Raw genomic sequence first — 20,495 nt, forward strand, 5'->3', positions numbered from 1 at the left:
CCAATGTCGGGACACTCTAAATGGGCAGGTATAAAACATAAAAAGGCGCTGATCGATGCTAAAAGAGGCAAGTTATTTTCTAAATTGATTAAAGAGATCACGGTTTCTGCACGCCAGGGAGGAGGTAATCTAGATACCAACATCCGGCTGAGGACAGCCGCCGGAGCCGCAAGAGATGCCAATATGCCCGCTGAAAACATAAAGAGGGCAATTAAAAAAGGCACTGGTGAATTATCCGGCACCTCTTATGAGGATGTAACCTATGAAGGGTACGGCCCGGGTGGTGTAGCGATAATGCTTGAATGCCTGACTGATAATAAAAACAGGACCAGCGCCGAAATCCGAAACATCTTTTCTAAAAAAGGCGGGAATTTAGCAGGCACAGGGTCAGTAAGTTGGCTTTTCCAAAGAAAAGGCCTGATAATCATTGATAAAAAAGAAGTGGAAGAAAATAAGCTTATGTCGATAATTCTGGAGGCCGGGGCTGAGGATTTAAGGGTTGAAGGCGATGTTTATGAAGTTATAACCGGACACGCTGATCTGGATAAAATAAAAAAATCAATTACGGAGAAGGGGTTGAAATATACAGCAGCTGAATTGACCATGGATCCTAAAAACACTGTTAAAGTGGATGGAGCGGCAGCAAAACAGGTTTTAGGCCTGGTAGAGAGCCTGGAAGATTCCGACGATGTGCAGCATGTATATGCCAATTTTGATATTCCGGATGAAATAATCGAAGAAACCGAAGAAAAAAACAGTAAGTAACAAGCGGGGGTGGTTTACGGATGAATAAAGAAATAATAGCCAAACTGAAAAAGCAGCAAGCCAAAATACGGGAGACGATTGCCCAACTCAAGGAAGACCGCCGGAACAGAAAAATGATAGAAGTGTTGAAAAAAAGATGCAAAGAAACAAAAAAGATTATAGAAACCTTAGAGGAAAAAAGTTTTTTCCCAAGAGGGGTGGAAGAGCTTGATGTTGAACCGGAAGTCAAAGAAATTGAAAGAAAAGTGGGTAAGGTAAAGTCGGGTGTTAAGAAGATGAAGAAGTTGGAGAATAAGATGAAGGAAATAGAAGAGGATATCGACAAATAACAAAAATGAAGATCTTAGGCATAGATCCGGGGAGTGTTATCACTGGTTTCGGTCTTATCGAGGTGGATAAGCCTAAGATACAGCCTATAACTTACGGTGAAATAAGCACTTCCAAGAACCTGGATTTTCCGCGGCGCTTAAAACATATTTATAGCAAAATTTGCGGGATAATCGCTAAAAACCGGCCGGATGTTGTAGCAATAGAGAATATATTTCTGAGTAAGAATTTCAAGACAGCCGTAAAGATAGGAGAGGCTAAAGGCATTGCAATTCTTGCGGCAGCAAATCACGAGATAGACGTGGTTGAATATGCTCCCCGAAGGATAAAAGAGTCCATAACGGGATATGGCCAGGCGGGTAAACCCCAGGTTCAAAAAATGATAGTCAATCTTTTAGGGCTTAGCCAACCCCCGGATGAAAACGCCTCCGATGCCCTGGCGGTAGCTATTTGTCATTATCACAGCCTGCAAAGCGTTAGCAGCCTTATTTGCGATGATAAATTATTTAGAGGGAAAACTGGTTGAAAAATATCCAACCCGTATAGTTGTTGATGTGGGAGGCGTGGGTTATAATATCAACATTCCCCTGTCTACTTTTGATAGACTGCAGACACCCGGCAGCCAACTCAGGATACTTACTTATCTGCATGTACGCAAGGATTGTCAGCAGCTCTATGGTTTTATAACCGGCGAAGAAAAACACCTCTTCGGCCTGCTTTTATCTATTTCAGGAATCGGGCCGAAATTAGCATTGACGATCCTTTCAGGCGGTTCAGTCAAAGAAATAAAGTCAGCTATTGCCAATAAATCCGCCCGGATTTTGAACAACATACCCGGTGTCGGCAAAAAAACCTCTGAAAGAATAATTGTGGAACTGCGGGAGAAGATAGGCGATATGCCGGAGTTAAAAACCGAGGCCGGAGACAAACAAACCCTTAAGCAGGAAATTATCTTTAACGATGCCGTTCTGGCGTTAGTGTCTCTTGGCTACAAGCAATTAGCTGCAAAACAAGCAGTTAAAAAGGCAGCCTCTAATGTTAAAGTTAAAGAAGACACGACCCCGGAAAAGGTTATCCGGGAAGCCCTGAGGGTTATCTAAAAATGAAAAGATTGATCGGTCAAAAGTTAACCGAAGATGACATCAGGTATGACCAAACGTTGCGGCCGTCCAGGTTTAAGGATTTTGTCGGCCAGGGTAAAATCAAAGATAATCTAAAGATATTTATTCAGGCAGCCAAAGAGCGCAAAGAACCGTTGGAACATGTGCTTTTTTTTGGTCCACCGGGATTAGGCAAGACTACCCTTGCTTATATTCTGGCTGAGGAAATGGGGTCTGAAATAAAAACGTCTTCCGGGCCGGTCCTGGAACGTCCGGGTGATTTAGCGGGGTTGTTAACCAATCTGGGAGAAGGAGACGTTTTATTTATAGATGAAATTCATCGGCTTAACCATGTGGTTGAAGAATATCTTTATCCGGCAATGGAAGAGTATCGTCTGGATATCATAATTGATAAAGGGCCTCATGCCCGTTCGGTAAAATTGAATCTGCCGCGCTTTACTTTAGTCGGAGCTACAACTCGAACCGGTCTTTTAACCTCTCCTTTAAGATCCAGGTTTGGCGTAGCCAACCGATTGGGATATTACCCTGCCGGGGATCTTCAAAAAATTGTGGTCAGGTCCAGCCGTATACTGCAAATTGACATAGACGAGGGCGGAGCGCATGAAATTGCCAAACGTGCCCGGGGAACGCCGAGAATAGCCAACCGGCTTTTACGGAGGTCCCGCGATTTTGCCCAGGTAAAAGCCGATAATAAAATCACCAAAGATGTTGCGGTTCAGGCCCTGGCTATGTTAGAGATAGATCAAATCGGCCTGGATGAAATGGACAGGAAGATAATTCAAAGCATTATTCAGCAGTTCGATGGCGGACCGGTAGGGATAAGTAACCTGGCTGTATCCACCGGAGAAGAAGTAGATACCATAGAGGAGGTTTACGAACCCTATCTGATTCAGTTAGGGTTTATGAAAAGGACACCAAGCGGCCGGGTAGCCACAAAACTCGCCTATAATCATTTTAATTTTCCTTTAGACGCCTCTCCCCCGCAAAAAAAATTATGGTAACGGCTTTTCTCTTGCTTGCGCTTCTTGTTTTTAATCCGCCGGCTTATGCCATGGGCGAGCGGCCCGTCTATGAAGTGAGGTATGTTCGCGTAGAGATAGCCTCCAGCAAGCAGCCTTTAAGTTTAACATTACGCAGCTCCTATCAAATAAAGACGCTGGATACAGACGAATTGTTGAAAAAGGGAACCGGCTTAAAGAACGCTGAGATATTCCCGGTTTCTAACGGAATAACCCTTGGTGACTCGACTTTTAAAATTTATGCGGTAAGGATTGAAACAAAAAAACAAGGAGCGATTTATTTAAACAATCGGCGATTTCGCGGAAAGATCAATTTGATCAGAGCCCCTGACCAGACTTTGCTGGTGGTAAATGAGATCGACGTTGAAGAATATCTTTATGGGGTATTAAGAGGAGAGGTTCCGTATCACTGGCCGCTGGAAGTATTAAAGGCCCAGGCGGTTTGCGCCAGGACATTTGCTCTTTATCAGAATTCGGTTAAGAATCATAAGGATTTCAGCTTAACAAGCGATGTTTATTCTCAGGTCTACGGAGGAAAATCTATTGAGCGTTTCTGGACTAATCGGGCGGTTAATAGAACGTTGGGAGAGGTTTTAACCTATCAGGATGAAATTTTTCCGGCTTATTACCATTCCAACTGCGGGGGACATACCCAAGACGCTGCTTATGTGTGGGGTGTTGACTTAGAGCCGTTAAAAGGCGTAAAAGACCCTTTTTGCGGTCGTTTGCCTTTTTCTCGCTGGGAAAGAGCGGTAAATCTGAGCGAAATCCAGCTTAAATTAGCTAAAACCGGATATAAAATCGGCAGAATATATAGTCTGGCCCCCGGTAAGAAGGATGATTCAGGCCGCGTTCGAAATATTAAAGTAACAGGCAGAACGGGTACGGTTAAAATCCCGGCAAATGAATTTCGTCATTTAATCGGAGTAAATTTAATCAAAAGCACTAATTTTGACGTCAAAATAACCGGCGAAAAAGCAGTATTTTCCGGAGCGGGATGGGGCCATGGTGTCGGGCTTTGCCAATGGGGAGCGTATTCCATGGCCAAAAAGGGCTATGGTTATAAAGAGATTTTAAGGTATTATTATCCGGGCGCGGAGATAAAAAATATATATAATGAAACTGTCGGATTTTGATTATAAGTTTTCGAGAAATTTAATTGCCCAGTATCCGTTGAAAAAAAGAGATGATTCCAGGCTGCTGGTCATTGACCGCAAAAAAAGCAGGATAAAACATTGTTATTTTAAAAACATTCAGGATTTTTTAAACAAAGACGATTTGATTGTTTTTAATGATACAAAGGTGATTTCTGCCAGGTTGATCGGCAGAAAGGAAGATACCGGAGGAAAGGTAGAGTTTTTATTAACGGAAAGGATAGGTTCTCGCCTCTGGCGCGCTTTGGTAAAACCCGGTCAACGGGTAAAAACCGGAACCAGGGTAATTTTTAATAACAGGCTGAGCTCGGAGGTTATGGGATTTGAACAAGGGATGCGTTTGGTGAAATTTAATTCGGGTAACGGAAATTTTGAATCCGAATTGGATAATGCCGCAAAAATCCCCCTTCCTCCTTATATAAAAAGGGATGTTGAGCCTGCGGACAAGGAAAGATACCAGACGATATACGCCTCTAAACAGGGGGCGGTCGCTGCTCCTACCGCGGGGCTGCATTTCACGAAAAGAAGTTTTTTAGGGCTAAAAAAGAAAGGGGTAGAAACGGCTTTTTTGACTCTCCATGTAAATTATGCTACATTTAGACCGGTAACAGAAAATGAGGTATCGAGGCATAAGATGCATAAGGAATATTACGAGCTTTTGCCAAAGGCAGCCGGCCAGATAAACAGGGCCCGGGACAAAAAAGACCGCATTATCGCTGTCGGGACTACGTCCTGCCGTGTTTTGGAAACCGCGGCTCTTAACCTTGAAGCCCTGAAAGTTACCCCTCAAAAAGGTTGGACAGACCTGTTTATTCATCCGCCTTATAACTTTAAGATTGTCAACGGGATGCTGACCAATTTTCATTTTCCCAGGACAACGCTGTTTATGCTGGTCAGCGCTTTTTGCGGGCATAAGCTGATTGTTAAAGCCTATCAGGAGGCGATAGAACGAAAATACCGCTTTTTCAGCTATGGGGATGCGATGTTGATGATTTAAACCAAACTGTTAAACTGTTAAACTGCAAAAGACCAATGTTAAAAAATATCAGAGGTTATCAACCTGTTTTATTAATAATGAATTAGCAATTTAGCCATTTAACAATTTAACAATATAGCAGTTTTTAAGATGGGATTTAAATTAATTACTAAAGACAAAAACACGGACGCAAGGGTGGGGCGGTTTGAAACTGCCCATGGCACTTTTAATACCCCTGCTTTTATGCCGGTTGGGACGCAGGCTACAGTAAAAGGCCTAATGCCCTGCACGTTAAAGGATGAAATAGGCTCTGAGATAATTTTATCCAATGCTTATCATTTGTTTATAAGACCGGGTATAGATGTAATAAAAAATGGAGGAGGGCTCCATAAATTTATGTCTTGGGGCAGGCCGATACTTACCGACAGTGGAGGGTATCAGATCTTTAGCCTGGCTACTTTTCAAAAATTGACCGAAGAAGGTATTTCATTTCTCTCTCATTTTGACGGACGAAAGCTGTTTTTATCTCCGGAAGATGTTATCAAAATAGAGATTGCCCTGGGCAGTGATATAATGATGGTCCTGGATGAATGCGTTTCCTACCCCTGCGATTATCAGAGGGCTGAAAAAGCGGTTGAATTGACCTTGCGGTGGGCTAAAAGGTCTAAGGAGGAATTTGAATCCTGTCGGAAAAACCCGCATTTTTTATTCGGCATAATCCAGGGAAGTGTCTATCCGGAGTTGAGAAAACAATCCGTGGAGGAAACAGTAAAGATAGGTTTTGACGGATATGCAATCGGAGGGTTGAGCGTAGGAGAAGGAAAACCGGAGCGCAATGAGATGCTTTTTTTGCTTAAGGGAATTTTACCCCGGGACATGATCAGGTATTTTATGGGGGCGGGAGATCCTCTGGACATCCTGACCGCGGTATCTTTTGGAATCGACTTGTTTGATTGCACAATGCCCACGAGATTGGCCAGAAACGGGACCGCCTTTACATCTCTGGGAAAATTGGTAATCAGGAACAGCGGATTTAAAAACGACACCAGGCCGGTGGACAAAAACTGCGATTGTTACACCTGCTCAAATTTTAGCCGCGCATATTTAAGGCATCTTTTTAACACTGAAGAGATGCTCGGTCCGGCTTTACTGACCCTGCATAATGTCTATTTTTATATCAGGCTGATGCAGAACATCAGGGATGCTGTAAAGCAGGGAAGATTTAAGGAGTTTAGAAAAGAGTTTGAAAATAAATACCAGGGAGGTGAGAAATAAATGGAACAAGCCACGCCTAATCCAATCGTATCTTTGATGCCGATTATCCTGATTTTTATCGTTTTTTACTTCCTTCTTATTCGGCCGCAGCAGAAGAGGCAGAAAGAACACAGCCAGATGCTTTCAGAATTAAAAAAGGGTGATCGCATCGTGACCAACGGAGGAATTTACGGGATGATTACTAACGTTAAAGAAAAAACATTGATGCTGAAAATTGATGAAAATGTGAAGATAGAGCTTCAAAAGAGCGCTGTCGGTTACATCCAGAAATAAATTACATGTGAGCTGTGAGCTTTGGGTTTTGGGCTGTGCGCTAAAAAGCTCATAGCTAATCAGCGTAAGGAAGGGTAGAGATCATGATCAGGAACCTAAAATGGAAGACCGCCTTAATAGCCGTGGTTATTGCAGTAGCTATTTGGCTGGTTTATCCGCCGGCGGAAAAGATAAACCTGGGTTTAGACCTTCAGGGAGGAATGCATTTGGTCCTGGAGGTAGATACTTCCAGTCTGCCCGCAAAAGCCAGAGCAGGCGCTATAGATAGGGCCCTGGAGATAATCAGGAACAGGGTAGACCAGTTCGGCGTAAGTGAACCTTCGATCCAGAAGCAGGGAGTTGACCAGATCATTATTCAATTGCCCGGGATAACAGACCGAAAACGGGCTATCGGCCTGATCGGCAAAACCGCGCTCTTGGAATTCAGGCTGGTTTCAAACGATCAGCAGAAAATAAAAGACAGCCAGGCCGGCAACGTTCCTGAAGGCTATGAGTTAAAATATTTAGATAAAAAACCGATCCTTTTGCAAAAACAGGCCTCGCTTAGCGGAGATTCGTTAGTAGATGCTTTTGTCAAATTTGATCAGTCGGGTTTTAATCAGCCGACAGTCGGATTTCAATTGGACCGAAAAAGCGGCCGGAAGTTTAGCCGTGTTACCCGGGAGAACGTAGGCCGTAAATTAGCCATTCTTTTGGACGGGGTGGTTCAATCGGCGCCGATGATAAGAGAAGAAATACCCAGTGGAGAGGGAGTTATTACCGGAGGATTTACTCAGGACGAAGCTTCCGACCTTGCGATAAAGCTTCGGGCCGGAGCTTTACCCGCTCCAATAAAAATTGTTGAAGAAAGGACAATCGGTCCTACCTTAGGCAGGGATTCTATCGAACAAGGCATAAAAGCTGTTATTTACGGAGGAATAGCCATACTTGTTTTTATGGCTGTTTATTATTTTTTGGCGGGATTGGTGGCAAACTTTGCGCTTTTTCTCAATCTGGCTATCCTTCTTGGCGCCTTATCCTATTTTCGCGCTTCATTGACACTGCCCGGTATTGCCGGCATTGTTTTGACTATCGGTATCTCTGTTGATGCCAGTGTGTTGATTTTTGAGCGGATCAGGGAAGAGCTGAAATTGGGCAAGACCATTCGTCTTGCTATTACCAGCGGATACAAAAGGGCTTTTCTCACCATATTGGACGCAAATTTAACTACCCTGATCACAGCCCTTATCCTTTTCAAGTTTGGCACCGGGCCGATCCGCGGGTTTGCTGTCACGTTGTCGATTGGTATTTTAGCCAGTATGTTTACCTCTTTATTTGTCAGCCGGGTAATTTTTGATATCCTGACTTTAAATAAGAAGTTTACCAATCTTAAAATGTTTCGTTTGATCGGGCCGACCAAGATCGATTTTATCGCTAAAAGGCGTATAGCTTACCTGTTTTCAATAGCAGCTATTTTAGCCGGGCTTATCGGGTTTGCTTTTCGGGGAGAAAAGAATTTTGGTATTGACTTTAGCGGAGGGGTGCTGCAGCAATTCAGGTTTAAAAAACCGGTAGCGGCGGATAATATTCGCAGTACCTTAAAAGAAATAGGGTTATCCGGCTCGCAAATCCAGCATTTCGGAAATGATAAAGAGGTTATTATCAGGACAGCCGGGGTTAGCCAGGAACAGATCAGCCCGAAATTTAAAGAGGTTTTTAAAGATAATCCGTTCGAGATGTTAAGGATAGAAAAAGTCGGGGCATCTATCGGGAGCCAATTAAGAACCAAGGCGATAACCGCGCTTTTTCTGGCGCTTCTGGGTATTTGCATCTACATTACCGTCCGGTTTAAATTTAAATTTGCTATTGCCGCTATCATTGCTGTTTTTCACGATGTCCTGTTTACGGTCGGCATTTTCAGCTTAACCGGCAGAGAAATTTCATTGCCGATAATTGCCGCCCTGCTTACTATAGTAGGTTATTCATTGAATGATACCATTGTGGTTTTTGACCGGATCAGGGAAGATTTGAAGTTGATGCGCAAGGCGAACTATAGAACGATCATTAATACCAGCATAAACCAGACCCTTTCCCGGACATTGCTTACGTCTTTAACCAGTCTTTTGGTGATTGTGGCCCTGTATCTTTTTGGAGGAGAAGTTATAAATAACTTTGCCTTTGCGCTGATGGTCGGGATTCTAATCGGAACATATTCCTCTATCTTTATCGCCAGCCCGCTGGTATTTCTGTGGTCAAAGAAATGATGGGGGTAAGCAGTCTTTTTACCTCGCTACGCTCGGCAAAAAACCATGCCCGCCCCCGGCTTGTCCGGGGAATGATGATCTGATAGTAGGGACAGGTCGAGACCTGTCCTAAGGAGTTCCGGGGACACCATACTTAATTATTCCGGAATTATCTGTCGGAATTAAATAATTAAGTATGGTGTCCCCGGAACAGCGCGAAGCTGTCCCTAACGAGGTAATGATGCAAAAGATCTGGGAAGTAAAAGAGCAAAATATAGAGCTGCAAGAGCAGTTGTCCCGGGCGCTGAAAGCGCCCCGGATCATCAGCCAGCTTTTGATAAATAGAGGGGTGGGTTCCTGCAAAGAGGCCCAGGGGTTTCTGGAGGGCGGCTTTGCTGATTTACATGACCCGTTTTTGCTGAAAGACATAAAGCAGGCGGTCAGGCGGATAAAAAAGGCTGTTTCCGGGCAGGAACAGGTTATGATCTGCGGAGATTATGATGTAGACGGGGTTACCAGCGTGGCGATTATGGTAAAAGTCCTTACTAAGCTGGGCCTGCGTCCAAAGCATTATATTCCTGACCGGCTCAAGGAAGGTTATGGGTTGAATAAGCCTGTGATCCGGAAGGCCGGCCGGGAGGGCGTTTCATTGCTGATTGCCTTAGACTGCGGGACCGCTAATTTTAAAGAAGTAGAGTATGCCGCTGGTTTAGGGATCGACACCATAATCGTAGACCATCACCAGCCCGGCGATGGACTGATCCCCAAAGCATTAGCAGTGATCAATCCCAAAAGAGGCGATTCCACCTACCCCTATAAAGACCTTGCCGCTGTGGGGTTAGTATTTAAATTAATCCAGGTATTGACCGGTCAACAAGAGGCCCTGAGTTATTTAGATCTGGTTACCCTGGGCACCATAGCTGATGTTGTTCCGATGACCGGCGAAAACAGGCTGATTGTCAGGAATGGGCTGGATCGTCTTACCAATACCAGATCACCGGGCATAAGGGCCTTGATCGGGATATCCGGCTTAAGCAATAAAGAAATAACCAGCCGGCATGTCAGCTATATCCTTGCTCCCCGTCTTAATGCCGCCGGCCGGATTGATTCAGCAGCTCTTTCCTTAGGCCTCCTTTTAACTTCTGAAAATCAAGAAGCCGTCTCGCTAGCCAAAATCCTTGACCAAAAGAACAAGGAGCGGCAAAAAATACAACAGAAGACATTTACCGAAATCATAGGAAAAATAGAAGAGGGCAAGGAGATAAATTTTAAAGTTCATAAAACCATAATATTGTGGAATGAAAATTGGCATTTGGGAATAGTGGGTATTGTTGCTTCCAAAATCGCCGAAAGATATTATCGTCCAACAATAATTATTTCCCTTAAAGAAGGCGTGGGCAAAGGCTCAGGCAGGTCAATAAGAGATTTTCACCTATTTAACGCGGTTAAAAAATGCGGGCGGTTTTTGGAGCGTTTCGGCGGGCATAAAAAAGCGATCGGCCTGACCGTAATGGCCGATAACCTAAGTGATTTTCGACAGATGGCCAACCTGGTAGCTTCTGAAGAGCTCAGTTGGCAGGACCTGACGCCTAAGGTAGAAATTGACAGCGAAATATCGTTAAACGACCTATCACTGGAGCTCTTGGAAGAAATAAAAAAACTTCAGCCGTTTGGCCCGCAAAACCGCTATCCGGTATTCTCATCACCGAATGTTATCTTAAAAACCGCTCCCGAAGTTGTGGGCCGGAGGCATTTGAAAATGTGGATTACTGATAATGGCGCTGTCTATCCGGCTATCTGGTATGACAAGGCCGTGCTTTCTTCTCTGGATTGGGAAAAAAAACCTTTTGCCGTAGCCTATTCTCCCAGTGTTCGCGTTTGGCAGGGAAGAAAAGAACTTCACCTGGAGATCAAAGATATAAAATTGAAAGACTGATTATTTTGCTTTCTTTATTTTACCGGCTTTGATGCAGTGAGTACAGACCATAAGGCTTTTGGGGGTGCCGTGAAAGATGACATTTACTTTTTGAAGGTTAGGGAAAAATCTTCGCTTTGTTATCCCGGTAATTCTTCTTCCTGCCCCTCCTTTTTTCTTGGCTAACCCCCGGCGGGCAATGGAATTGCCGACTTGGGGGGTTTTGCCGCAGATTGCGCAAACTTTTGCCATGATTAGATCTCCTTTTTCCGTCATTGCGAGTCTTCCTTCGGCGGGCTCGCAATCTCTTTATGGAAATAATAATGTTATCATAAGGTAAGAAATTATGCAACCAAAAACTTCTCCTCTTGAAATTTCGGCCAGGTTTATCAAAGGCGTTGGCCCGAAGAAGTTTGAAGTCCTTAACCGCCTGGGAATTTTTAACATATCGGATCTGATCTATTATTTTCCCCGCCGCTATGAAGACCGCAGCAATCTAAAGCCGATCTCTGCGGTCAAGACAGGAGATTTCGAGACGATTAAAGGCAGGGTTTTAGCTTTAGGAAAAAGAAGAACCAGAAAAAGTATGATTATTTTTCAGTTAGCCGTCGGGGATCATTCCGGAGTTATTTATGCTACCTGGTTTAATCAGCCTTACATGGAAAAACGGTTTAAGAAAGGCGATGAAGTAATAATCAGCGGGAAGGTCGAACTTTATAAACGCCGGGAACTGCTCGTTGTGGATTACGAAATACTGACTGAAGACAACCAGGATACTATTCATACCGCCAGGATCGTCCCTGTTTATCCGCTGATCCAGGACCTTAATCAAAGAGCTGTCCGAATAATTATGAAAAATGTCCTGGATAAATACGTTCAATATTTAAAAGATACTCTGCCTTTGGACATAAGAAAGAAATACAAACTCTTTAACCTCCAGAATGCCGTCAAGAATATCCACTTTCCGGCAAGTTTTAATTATTACGATAAATCGCGGGAGAGATTAGTGTTCGAAGAGTTTTTTCTGTTGCAGATGGCTTTGGCTGCCCGCAAATATCATACAAAACAGGCTGCTGTCGGCATAAAGCACAGCGTAAAAAAAGAGCTTATTGGTTCGTTTGAGCAGCTGCTTTCGTTTAAACTGACTGAGGCACAGAAAAAAGTTATCGTCGAAGTCGAAAATGATATGAAAAGCCCCCGGCCGATGAACAGATTGGTTCAGGGCGACGTGGGCAGCGGAAAGACAGCGGTGGCTGTTTACGCTCTGCTCCTCACTATTCAAAATGGTTATCAGGGCGCGATAATGGTTCCTACCGAAGTTCTGGCAGAGCAGCATTACATCAATTTTAGCCAGCTGCTTGTTTCCTTAAACATCAATCTCGGGCTTTTGATCAACGGCCTGAACCAAAAAATGCGGCAAAAGACATTAAGCGAATTGTCCAGCGGAAAGATAGATATTATTATCGGGACTCATTCCCTTATTCAGGAAAAAGTAGAATATAAAAACCTGGGCCTGGTTATTATCGATGAACAGCATAAATTCGGGGTAAGCCAGCGGGGGCTTTTAAAAGAAAAAGGCCTGGTCCCCGACTGCCTGATTATGACAGCTACGCCTATTCCCAGGACCCTGGCCTTGACTTTGTACGGCGACCTGGACATATCGGTTATCGACGAAATGCCCCGGGGAAAAAAGCCAATAGCCACCTATTGGGTCAGCAGCAGCAGGAGGGGCAGTGTCTATCAATTTATTAAAGAGCAACTTATGAAAAAAAAACAGGCTTATGTGGTTTATCCGATGATCGAGGAATCAGAAAAACTTCAGGTGGAGTCTGCTGTTAAAAGCAAGCGGTATTTAGAAGAGAATGTTTTTAAAGGTTTCAGCGTAGGTTTGATCCACGGCAGGATGAAAGCCGGGGAAAAGGGAAGAGTCCTCCTGGATTTTAGGGATAAAAAGATAGACCTGTTGGTGGCAACCACGGTTATCGAAGTAGGCATTGATATTTCCAATGCTTCGATTATGCTGGTCGAGAACGCAGAACGTTTTGGCCTGGCTCAGCTTCATCAATTAAGGGGAAGGGTGGGAAGGGGCAGTTCTGCTTCTTATTGCGTGCTGATTTCCGATGTTAAGGCTTCAGAGGCTTCCCAAAGATTAAAAGCCATGATCTCTACCGCAGATGGTTTTCAGATTGCCGAGTCGGATCTAGAAATTCGCGGTCCGGGAGAATTCTTCGGAACCAGGCAGCACGGCCTGCCTGAATTAAAAATTGCCAATCTGACAAAAGACCTGCGCTTGCTTGAGCTTTCCCAGAGAGAAGCATTTGACCGGATAAAGGACGACCCCGCACTTTCTAAACCGCAAAACAGTGCGTTGAGGGATAAATTAAATTCGTCATTCCCCGGTTTGAAATTGGAAGATGACAACAGGGCCGCAGGATGACGGCAGGAATATTGTGATGCGATGAGAATAATTGCCGGAACAGCTAAGAATAGAAAATTAAATCTGCCCAAAGGCGTTAAGATCAGGTCTACTTTGAACAAGGTAAAGGAAGCGCTCTTTTCTATCCTTGGCGAATATGTACAGGGCAGAGAAGTCCTGGATCTTTTTGCCGGCAGTGGAGCTTTGGGGATCGAGGCCTTAAGCCGGGGCGCTAAAAGCGCGACATTTGTAGATAATAATCCTCACTTGATCAGGGCGATCGGAGAGAACTTAAAAAATCTTGATTTTACAGGCAGATCCGTTGTGTTAGATCTTGATGCCCCCAGGGCGGTCGAGTATCTGGAAGCTGAAAATAAAAAGTTTGACCTTATCTTAACAGACCCTCCTTATGGTATGGCAAATATTGTCTTGAAAAGCTTGACCGAATCTGATATACTTAAAAATTGTTTTGTTATTGTCGTTGAACATTATAAAAAAGACATCTTAGCCGCCCGGGAAACTGGTTTAAAACGGGTTAAACTGGCGCGCTACGGCGATACAATGCTCTCATTCTATAAAGATAAAAGCGAGTGTAAAAAATGAAAAAGGCAATTTACGCGGGCACATTCGATCCAGTAACCTTCGGGCACATTGATTTGATAAAAAGGGCGCTGGAGATGTTTGACCATCTGGTGGTAGCTGTAGCATCAAGTTCCCGGAAGGGCACTTTGTTCTCCAAAAAAGAAAGAATCAGAATGTTAAAAAAAGCTACCCGTAACCTTAAAAAAGTTACTGTTGATGGTTTTGACGGATTAATGATTGATTATGCCAGAGAGAAAAAAATAAATATAATTTTAAGGGGCTTAAGAGCCTTTTCGGATTTTGAATATGAATTTCAGATGGTTCTGACCAACCGGAAGTTACTGCCAAAGATAGAAACCGTATTCATGATGCCCAGGGAAGATTATTCGTATTTTTCATCGAAATTGATCAAAGAAATAGCAGAGTTGAATGGTAATGTTACCGCCTTTGTTCCTGATTTTGTCGCCCGGGAACTGAAAAAACGCATTTACAACGGAAAAACAATCAATAGCAAAAAATGACCGTTAACTTAGACAAGGCATACCGCGAACTTAATTTTTTCTTTCAGCCGAAATCGGTAGCAGTGATCGGCGCTTCCCGTAATCCGGAAAAGGTCGGTTACGGAGTCCTTAAGAATCTTCTCTCGGGAGGAATGTTTTCGCTTTCCCACCTTAAGGGATTTCAGGGAAAGGTGTTTGCGGTCAATCCCAAGATAGATCATATCCTGGGGTTAAAATGTTATCGCCGAATCACTGATATTCCCGAAAAAGTTGACCTGGCTGTAATTTGCGTTCCGGCCAGAATAGTTTCCGGAGTGCTTACTGATTGCGCAATAAAAAAAGTTAAAGGGGTTACTATTATTTCCGCAGGATTCGGAGAGCTTGGCGAAGAAGGTAAAACCATCCAGAAAGAATTCTTAAAGATTGCCAGACGAGCTAAGGTCAGGATCATCGGACCCAATTGTTTAGGGACGCTCTATACCCCAAATCACCTCAATGCTTCTTTTGGCCCGTTTCTCCCTTTAAAAGGCAAGATAGCATTTATAAGCCAGTCCGGGGCGTTAGTAGACAGCATTGTTGATTGGTCGGTTAAGCAAAAATACGGGTTTAGCGCGGTAGCAAGTTATGGCAATAAATCTGATTTAGATGCTCCTGATTTTATCGCCTGGGCAGCTAAGGACGTTAATACCAAGGCGATCACGCTTTATATCGAAGGGTTTAACAGCGGAAGATATTTTTTTGAAGTAGCAAGAAGGGTCAGCCCGATTAAGCCGATTATATCCCTAAAGGCAGGTAAAAGCATTGCCGGAAGCAGGGCGGTCAGTTCGCACACTGGTTCGCTTGCCGGCAGTTATCAGGTTTATAAGGGAGTTTATAAGCAGGCCGGAGTGATCATGGCTGACACCCTGGCTCAGATGTTTGATATGGCCAAGGCCCTGGCTTATCAACCCTCGGCTAAAGGCGGCCGGGTGGCGATCATTACCAATGGAGGCGGCAATGGGGTGATGTGCGCTGATTATTGCGAAGAATTAGGAATAAAATTACCAAGGCTGTCGAAAAAGATAATTAAAAAGATGGATCGAACAGGCAAGATGCATCCTGCCTGGAGCAGGTCAAACCCCCTGGACCTGGTTGGAGATGCCAGTTCAGAGCGTTATCAGATTGCCCTGAACGCAGTGCTCGGGTCAGGTGATTATGACGGTGTAATAGTGATTCAAACCCTGCAGTCAATGACCAACTCTATCAAAGATGCCGAGGTTGTAATTAAGATGCAAAAAAAATACAAAAAACCAATAATCAGCGCTTTCTCCGGCGGAGCGTTTACCGAACCCAGCGTCAGGTTTTTAGAAGAGCACGGAATCCCCAACTATAATCATTTAGACCGCGCAGCAAAGGCGATGTGGTCCTTGATAGAATATGGAAGTTATCTTAAGGAATTATAAACCGATGGATAAGATGGATAAAATAAATAAAGATAAAGTTCTGGCCTTGATCGAAAAACATAAAGACGAAAAGTTCATTCCCGAGCCGGTTGCCGAGCAGATCCTGAATTTTTATTCTATTCCCATTCCAGCGGGCCGGCTGGCCAAAAATGCCGGGCAGGCCTTGAGCTTTGCCGGAAAAATCGGCTGGCCGGTGGTCCTGAAGATAGTTTCCCCCCAGATAATCCATAAATCCGACAGCGGCGGCGTAATAACCGGGATTAACAGCGCAGCGGAACTTAACAAGGCGTTTAAAAAAATCTTAAAAAATGTTAAGGCAGTTGACCGGAAAGCTAAGATCGAAGGGGTCTATGTCCAGAAGATGGTCCCTGTTTCCAGAGAGGTAATTATCGGGGCAATAAATGACCAGCAGTTTGGGGCAGTTGTAATGTTCGGCCTGGGAGGCATTTTTGTAGAGCTGTTTAAAGACGTTGTGTTCAGGATAGCGCCGATAAACAAAAAGCAGGCCCGGAAAATGGTCAACGACATAAAAGGGCTGGAGCTTCTTAAGGGGATAAGAGGAGAAAAGCCAATAGATTTCGATTCTCTTTTTACGGCAATCAGCAATGTTTCCCGGTTGATATATGATTTTCCCCAGATCCGGGAGCTGGACGTTAATCCGGTTTGCGTTTCGGCCAAAGGGATTTGCGCGATAGATGCCAGGATTATTTTAAAATGAAAATAGACATTACCCTGATACCTCCGGAAGGGTTAGAGGTCAGCGGCCGGGAGGATCCCGCGCTTTTAGAATTAAACACCGACGACATAGATTTTGTTTCGCCCCTGGCCATAAAATGCAGGGCTGTCGGGACCGCTGATGGTATCAACATCAGCGGTTTATTCGAGGCTGAGGCCAGGTTCAGATGCAGCCGCTGTGCCGAGAAGTTTTTCTCTAACATAAAAGGCAGTTTTAGTTTTGATCGCTCAATAGAAGAAAAAACTATTTTGGACATAACTGATAGTATCCGGGAAGAGGTGATCCTGAGCTATCCTTCGGTACTGCTTTGCAAAAAAGACTGCCGGGGTTTGTGTCTGCACTGCGGCCAGAATTTGAACAGAAAAAAATGCAAATGCAAAACCACAGCTGTTGACGGCAGATTAAGTAAACTTAAAGAGTGGAAGGGGTAAAAATGGCGCATCCAAAAAGAAGACATTCTAAGTCAAGATCCAAAAAAAGAAGAACCCACTGGAAATTGTCAGAACCGCAGTTTTCAAATTGCCCGCGCTGCGGCCAGGCAAAAATGCCTCACAGGGTGTGCCCGGGCTGCGGGTATTATAAAGATAAAAAGGTCCTGGAGATCAAGAAAAAGGAAAAGAAAAAGAAGAGCTGAATATGAGAATAGTTCTTGACGCGATGGGCGGGGATAATGCCCCCCGGGTTACCGTAAAGGCCGCTGTCCAGGCAGCCAGAGATTTTAATTTTCAAATTATTCTGGCAGGAGACAGGGATATAATAAACTCTGAGTTAAAAAAATACGGTAAACTGCAAGAAAGAATTTCTATAGCTCATGCCTCGCAGATAGTAGAAATGGGCGAGTCAGCCCTGACGGCAATTAGGAGGAAAAAAGACTCTTCGATCAGCGTAGCGGTCAAACTGCTTAAGGAAGGCAAGGCAGACGGATTGATCACTGCCGGCAATACCGGTTCAGCCGTAGCAGTAACCACCTTGAAACTGGGCATGCTTCCCGGGGTTAAGCGGCCGGGTATTGCCATAGCCCTGCCCACGTTAAAGGGGATGGCGTTGCTGATCGATGTAGGCTCTAATATCGACCCTAAACCTGAGCACCTGCTGCAATATGCCGTGATGGGGACTATTTACTCAAGATATATCCTGAAAAAAGTCAACCCCCGGATCGGCCTTTTAAATATCGGCGAAGAGGCTTCCAAGGGCACGGAGCTGACTAAAGAAACCTATAGCTTGCTCAGCCAAAGCGGCCTTAACTTTATCGGAAATATTGAAGGCAGGGATATTTTTACCGGTAGAAGCGACTGTATAATTTGTGACGGCTTTATCGGCAATATAGTCTTAAAAGTATGCGAAAGCATAGCTGAGACCATGGTGGCTTTTTTAAAAAGAGAGATCAGTAGCAGCCTGTTGACCAAGATCGGGGCCGGTTTATGCAAGCCGGCGTTTCTGGCACTGCAAAAAGAGGTTGATTATACTGAATGCGGAGGAGCGCCGCTTTTAGGCGTGGATGGAAACTGCATTATTGCTCACGGCGGCTCAGATGCCAAGGCGATCAAAAATGCCATTAAGGTCGCGGGAGGATTTGTTGATTATAAGGTGAATCAGCGTATTGTTAAAGAAATCGAAACCTTTTCCGGAGATAACAATGCAGCAGCTTAGAACAGCAGCGGTTACCGGTGTAGGTATTTATCTGCCCGAAAAAATATTGACCAATGCTGACCTGGAAAAAATGGTAAACACCTCTAATGAGTGGATAATCAGCAGGACCGGTATTAAAGAACGCCGGATTGCCACAGATGACCAGGCCTCAAGCGACCTGGCGGCAAATGCTTCGAAAGAAGCCCTGCTTGATGCGGGGGTTGAGCCGGATAAAATTGACCTGATCATCATAACCACCGTTACCCCGGATATGCAGTTTCCATCTACCGCTTGCCTGGTCCGGGAAAAGATAGGCGCTAAAAACGCGGCGGCCTTTGACCTGGGAGCAGCTTGCGCGGGTTTTGCTTACGGACTTACAACAGCCCAGCAGTTTATAGCAACCGGTACTTATGATACCGTGCTGGTAATAGGAGTGGAAAAGCTGTCTTCAGTAACAGACTGGCAGGATAGAAGCACTTGTGTTCTCCTCGGTGATGGAGCAGGCGCGGCTATACTTGCGCCGGCAAAAGGTAAAGATGGCATAATGGCTACTTATTTAGGCGCTGACGGCAGTATGGCTGAGCTCTTAAAGGTTCCGGCCGGCGGCTCAAGACAACCTTCCACCCGCCAGACTATTGATGAGAGACAGCATTATCTTAAGATGAAGGGTAATGAGCTGTTCAGGCCGGCAGTCAGGATGATGGTTGATGCCGCGGAAAACGTCCTGAAAAAATGCGGATTAACTACCCGGGATGTAGGCTGTCTGGTGCCCCACCAGGCAAATATTCGTATTATTAAGGCAGTGGCGCAAAGATTAAAAATTCCCATGGATAGAGTTTTCGTTAATATACAGAATTACGGAAATATATCCAGCGCCTCTACAGCAATTGCTCTTTATGAGGCAGTAAAGTTCAACAAAATTAAAAAAGGCAGTATTGTGGTAATAGTGGGTTTTGGTTCAGGCCTGACTTCTTCAGCCTGTGTGATTAAATGGTAAGCCTCGCTTATATTTTCCCCGGTCAAGGCGCTCAATATGTCGGCATGGGAAAGGATCTCTATCAAAACTCTCCTGCGGCCAGAGGGGTTTTTGAAAAAGCCGATCAGATTTTAGGGTTTAACCTGACCGACCTTTGTTTTAACGGCCCCCTGGATAAACTAAGCCAGACCATAAACGCTCAACCAGCTGTCCTTGCTGTAAACATAGCCGGCCTGCAGGCACTCCAACTGCAAAACCAAACCTTGAAGCCTAAATTAGTAGCCGGATTAAGCCTTGGCGAATATTCTGCTTTAGTAGCCGCCAAGAGCCTTTCTATTGAGGATAGCCTGGTGCTGGTAAGAAAAAGAGCGCAATTGATGAGCGAAGCGTCTTTAAAAAACCCCGGAAAGATGGCGGCTATTATCGGATTATCCGAGCAAAAGGTCGAAGAGATTTGCCGGTTAAGCGGATCACAAATCGCTAATTTAAATTCTCCCGGCCAAATTGTTGTTTCCGGGACTAATTTAGAGATAGAAAACGTTGTTAAATTAGCCGGGGAAAAAGGGGCAAAAAGAACAGTTATCTTAAAAATAGAAGGTCCTTATCACTGTCATTTAATGGATCAGGCAGCTGAAGGTTTAGGCCAAGAACTGGCTAAGGTTGAAATCGCAAAACCTCGTGTGCCGATAGTAGCTAATGTTACCGGGGCCTGCGAAGATTCACCGCAAGAAATAAAATCAAACCTGAAAGAACAGTTAACTTGTAAGACCTTATGGGAAAAATCCATTCATTTGATGATTTCTCAGGGCATTACTAACTTTGTTGAGATCGGGCCGGGAAAGGTCTTAAAAGGACTTTTACGGCGAATTGATCAAGATTTAAAGGTCTATAATGTTGAAAAGACAGAGGACCTTGATAAATTGCTAAACTGATAAACTGTTAAATTGTTAAAGTGCACAGTTTAAAGTTTAAAACTGCACACTCCCCAAGTCCTTAATTTTGTTCTTTTTAAGATAGGTGTCATCCTGAGGGAGCGTAAGCGTAGGTGTCATCCTGAGGGAGCGTAAGCGTAGGTGTCATCCTGAGGGAGCGTAAGCGTAGGTGTCATCCTGAGGGAGCGTAAGCGTAGGTGTCATCCTGAGGGAGCGTAAGCGACCGAAGGATCTC

22 protein-coding genes are annotated in these 20,495 nt (G+C 44.5%); 21 read left to right on the plus strand and 1 reads right to left on the minus strand.

Going from position 1 to position 20,495, the window contains the following annotated elements; translation table 11 throughout:
• Positions 1–3 precede the first annotated feature (3 nt).
• The 11 genes from U9Q08_02175 to recJ all read left to right on the plus strand — a co-directional run bounded on the left by U9Q08_02175 (position 4) and on the right by recJ (position 11,068).
• The gene (locus tag U9Q08_02175; GenBank protein ID MEA3328532.1) at positions 4–765 is read left to right on the plus strand and encodes a YebC/PmpR family DNA-binding transcriptional regulator; all 762 of its coding nucleotides are present in this window, start codon (positions 4–6) and stop codon (positions 763–765) included.
• 20 nt (positions 766–785) lie between these two features.
• Positions 786–1,094: a hypothetical protein gene (locus U9Q08_02180; protein MEA3328533.1), complete on the plus strand. Its 309-nt coding sequence runs from the start codon at positions 786–788 to the stop codon at positions 1,092–1,094.
• 5 nt (positions 1,095–1,099) lie between these two features.
• A complete protein-coding gene (gene ruvC / locus U9Q08_02185; GenBank protein ID MEA3328534.1) occupies positions 1,100–1,618 on the plus strand; it encodes a crossover junction endodeoxyribonuclease RuvC in 519 nt (172 codons plus the stop codon).
• Positions 1,587–2,192 carry a Holliday junction branch migration protein RuvA gene (gene ruvA / locus U9Q08_02190; protein ID MEA3328535.1) on the plus strand — a complete coding sequence of 202 codons (606 nt, stop codon included), beginning with the start codon at positions 1,587–1,589 and terminating at the stop codon, positions 2,190–2,192. The genes ruvC and ruvA overlap by 32 nt, the downstream gene beginning before the upstream one ends.
• 2 nt (positions 2,193–2,194) lie before the next feature.
• Complete coding sequence (gene ruvB, locus U9Q08_02195; protein MEA3328536.1) at positions 2,195–3,214, plus strand: Holliday junction branch migration DNA helicase RuvB; 1,020 nt, start codon at positions 2,195–2,197, stop codon at positions 3,212–3,214.
• Complete coding sequence (locus U9Q08_02200; GenBank protein MEA3328537.1) at positions 3,208–4,368, plus strand: SpoIID/LytB domain-containing protein; 1,161 nt, start codon at positions 3,208–3,210, stop codon at positions 4,366–4,368. The genes ruvB and U9Q08_02200 overlap by 7 nt, the downstream gene beginning before the upstream one ends.
• Positions 4,349–5,383, plus strand: coding sequence for a tRNA preQ1(34) S-adenosylmethionine ribosyltransferase-isomerase QueA (gene queA, locus U9Q08_02205; protein MEA3328538.1), 1,035 nt, complete (start codon positions 4,349–4,351; stop codon positions 5,381–5,383). Before U9Q08_02200 ends, queA begins: the two co-directional genes overlap by 20 nt.
• A 129-nt stretch (positions 5,384–5,512) precedes the next feature.
• Positions 5,513–6,637 (plus strand): tRNA guanosine(34) transglycosylase Tgt, encoded by a 1,125-nt coding sequence (gene tgt / locus U9Q08_02210; GenBank protein MEA3328539.1) that lies wholly within the window; start codon positions 5,513–5,515, stop codon positions 6,635–6,637.
• A complete protein-coding gene (gene yajC, locus U9Q08_02215; protein ID MEA3328540.1) occupies positions 6,638–6,910 on the plus strand; it encodes a preprotein translocase subunit YajC in 273 nt (90 codons plus the stop codon).
• An 83-nt stretch (positions 6,911–6,993) separates the two neighbouring features.
• Positions 6,994–9,153 carry a protein translocase subunit SecD gene (gene secD / locus U9Q08_02220; GenBank protein ID MEA3328541.1) on the plus strand — a complete coding sequence of 720 codons (2,160 nt, stop codon included), beginning with the start codon at positions 6,994–6,996 and terminating at the stop codon, positions 9,151–9,153.
• A 217-nt stretch (positions 9,154–9,370) separates the two neighbouring features.
• The gene (recJ, locus tag U9Q08_02225) at positions 9,371–11,068 is read left to right on the plus strand and encodes a single-stranded-DNA-specific exonuclease RecJ (protein ID MEA3328542.1); all 1,698 of its coding nucleotides are present in this window, start codon (positions 9,371–9,373) and stop codon (positions 11,066–11,068) included.
• Here the strand turns inward: recJ and rpmB are convergent, their stop codons facing one another.
• Positions 11,069–11,299, minus strand: a complete 231-nt coding sequence (gene rpmB / locus U9Q08_02230) for a 50S ribosomal protein L28 (protein MEA3328543.1) — start codon at positions 11,297–11,299, stop codon at positions 11,069–11,071.
• A gap of 94 nt (positions 11,300–11,393) precedes the next feature.
• On the opposite strand from rpmB, the gene recG reads away from it, so the two are divergent.
• Genes recG through fabD form a run of 10 tightly spaced genes read left to right on the plus strand, consistent with a single transcriptional unit; the run spans position 11,394 to position 20,260 of the window.
• Positions 11,394–13,484 (plus strand): ATP-dependent DNA helicase RecG, encoded by a 2,091-nt coding sequence (gene recG, locus U9Q08_02235; protein ID MEA3328544.1) that lies wholly within the window; start codon positions 11,394–11,396, stop codon positions 13,482–13,484.
• Between the two features lie 21 nt (positions 13,485–13,505).
• Positions 13,506–14,066: a 16S rRNA (guanine(966)-N(2))-methyltransferase RsmD gene (gene rsmD, locus U9Q08_02240; protein MEA3328545.1), complete on the plus strand. Its 561-nt coding sequence runs from the start codon at positions 13,506–13,508 to the stop codon at positions 14,064–14,066.
• Complete coding sequence (coaD, locus tag U9Q08_02245) at positions 14,063–14,566, plus strand: pantetheine-phosphate adenylyltransferase (protein ID MEA3328546.1); 504 nt, start codon at positions 14,063–14,065, stop codon at positions 14,564–14,566. Before rsmD ends, coaD begins: the two co-directional genes overlap by 4 nt.
• A complete protein-coding gene (locus U9Q08_02250) occupies positions 14,563–15,987 on the plus strand; it encodes a CoA-binding protein (GenBank protein ID MEA3328547.1) in 1,425 nt (474 codons plus the stop codon). Before coaD ends, U9Q08_02250 begins: the two co-directional genes overlap by 4 nt.
• A gap of 4 nt (positions 15,988–15,991) precedes the next feature.
• Positions 15,992–16,705, plus strand: a complete 714-nt coding sequence (locus tag U9Q08_02255) for an acetate--CoA ligase family protein (GenBank protein MEA3328548.1) — start codon at positions 15,992–15,994, stop codon at positions 16,703–16,705.
• Positions 16,702–17,154, plus strand: a complete 453-nt coding sequence (locus tag U9Q08_02260; protein MEA3328549.1) for a DUF177 domain-containing protein — start codon at positions 16,702–16,704, stop codon at positions 17,152–17,154. The genes U9Q08_02255 and U9Q08_02260 overlap by 4 nt, the downstream gene beginning before the upstream one ends.
• A 2-nt stretch (positions 17,155–17,156) precedes the next feature.
• On the plus strand, positions 17,157–17,357 hold the full coding sequence (gene rpmF / locus U9Q08_02265) for a 50S ribosomal protein L32 (GenBank protein ID MEA3328550.1): 201 nt from the start codon (positions 17,157–17,159) through the stop codon (positions 17,355–17,357).
• Between the two features lie 2 nt (positions 17,358–17,359).
• Positions 17,360–18,373, plus strand: coding sequence for a phosphate acyltransferase PlsX (gene plsX / locus U9Q08_02270; protein ID MEA3328551.1), 1,014 nt, complete (start codon positions 17,360–17,362; stop codon positions 18,371–18,373).
• Positions 18,360–19,349 (plus strand): beta-ketoacyl-ACP synthase III, encoded by a 990-nt coding sequence (locus U9Q08_02275; protein ID MEA3328552.1) that lies wholly within the window; start codon positions 18,360–18,362, stop codon positions 19,347–19,349. The genes plsX and U9Q08_02275 overlap by 14 nt, the downstream gene beginning before the upstream one ends.
• Entirely contained in the window at positions 19,343–20,260 is a 918-nt protein-coding gene (fabD, locus tag U9Q08_02280; GenBank protein ID MEA3328553.1) for an ACP S-malonyltransferase, read from the plus strand. Before U9Q08_02275 ends, fabD begins: the two co-directional genes overlap by 7 nt.
• Positions 20,261–20,495: the final 235 nt, after the last annotated feature.

It is taken from the genome of Candidatus Omnitrophota bacterium (genome assembly GCA_034717435.1).
Lineage (GTDB): Bacteria > Omnitrophota > JAUWXU01 > JAUWXU01 > JAUWXU01 > JAYELI01.

Excerpts from the sequence above, each read along its gene's own strand:
- U9Q08_02175 (MEA3328532.1), top strand. The coding sequence starts at position 4 with ATGTCGGGACACTCTAAATGGGCAGGTATAAAACATAAAAAGGCGCTG.
- U9Q08_02180 (MEA3328533.1), top strand. The coding sequence starts at position 786 with ATGAATAAAGAAATAATAGCCAAACTGAAAAAGCAGCAAGCCAAAATA.
- ruvC (MEA3328534.1), top strand. The coding sequence starts at position 1,100 with ATGAAGATCTTAGGCATAGATCCGGGGAGTGTTATCACTGGTTTCGGT.
- ruvA (MEA3328535.1), top strand. The coding sequence starts at position 1,587 with ATGATAAATTATTTAGAGGGAAAACTGGTTGAAAAATATCCAACCCGT.
- ruvB (MEA3328536.1), top strand. The coding sequence starts at position 2,195 with ATGAAAAGATTGATCGGTCAAAAGTTAACCGAAGATGACATCAGGTAT.
- U9Q08_02200 (MEA3328537.1), top strand. The coding sequence starts at position 3,208 with ATGGTAACGGCTTTTCTCTTGCTTGCGCTTCTTGTTTTTAATCCGCCG.
- queA (MEA3328538.1), top strand. The coding sequence starts at position 4,349 with ATGAAACTGTCGGATTTTGATTATAAGTTTTCGAGAAATTTAATTGCC.
- tgt (MEA3328539.1), top strand. The coding sequence starts at position 5,513 with ATGGGATTTAAATTAATTACTAAAGACAAAAACACGGACGCAAGGGTG.
- yajC (MEA3328540.1), top strand. The coding sequence starts at position 6,638 with ATGGAACAAGCCACGCCTAATCCAATCGTATCTTTGATGCCGATTATC.
- secD (MEA3328541.1), top strand. The coding sequence starts at position 6,994 with ATGATCAGGAACCTAAAATGGAAGACCGCCTTAATAGCCGTGGTTATT.
- recJ (MEA3328542.1), top strand. The coding sequence starts at position 9,371 with ATGATGCAAAAGATCTGGGAAGTAAAAGAGCAAAATATAGAGCTGCAA.
- rpmB (MEA3328543.1), bottom strand. The coding sequence starts at position 11,299 with ATGGCAAAAGTTTGCGCAATCTGCGGCAAAACCCCCCAAGTCGGCAAT.
- recG (MEA3328544.1), top strand. The coding sequence starts at position 11,394 with ATGCAACCAAAAACTTCTCCTCTTGAAATTTCGGCCAGGTTTATCAAA.
- rsmD (MEA3328545.1), top strand. The coding sequence starts at position 13,506 with ATGAGAATAATTGCCGGAACAGCTAAGAATAGAAAATTAAATCTGCCC.
- coaD (MEA3328546.1), top strand. The coding sequence starts at position 14,063 with ATGAAAAAGGCAATTTACGCGGGCACATTCGATCCAGTAACCTTCGGG.
- U9Q08_02250 (MEA3328547.1), top strand. The coding sequence starts at position 14,563 with ATGACCGTTAACTTAGACAAGGCATACCGCGAACTTAATTTTTTCTTT.
- U9Q08_02255 (MEA3328548.1), top strand. The coding sequence starts at position 15,992 with ATGGATAAGATGGATAAAATAAATAAAGATAAAGTTCTGGCCTTGATC.
- U9Q08_02260 (MEA3328549.1), top strand. The coding sequence starts at position 16,702 with ATGAAAATAGACATTACCCTGATACCTCCGGAAGGGTTAGAGGTCAGC.
- rpmF (MEA3328550.1), top strand. The coding sequence starts at position 17,157 with ATGGCGCATCCAAAAAGAAGACATTCTAAGTCAAGATCCAAAAAAAGA.
- plsX (MEA3328551.1), top strand. The coding sequence starts at position 17,360 with ATGAGAATAGTTCTTGACGCGATGGGCGGGGATAATGCCCCCCGGGTT.
- U9Q08_02275 (MEA3328552.1), top strand. The coding sequence starts at position 18,360 with ATGCAGCAGCTTAGAACAGCAGCGGTTACCGGTGTAGGTATTTATCTG.
- fabD (MEA3328553.1), top strand. The coding sequence starts at position 19,343 with ATGGTAAGCCTCGCTTATATTTTCCCCGGTCAAGGCGCTCAATATGTC.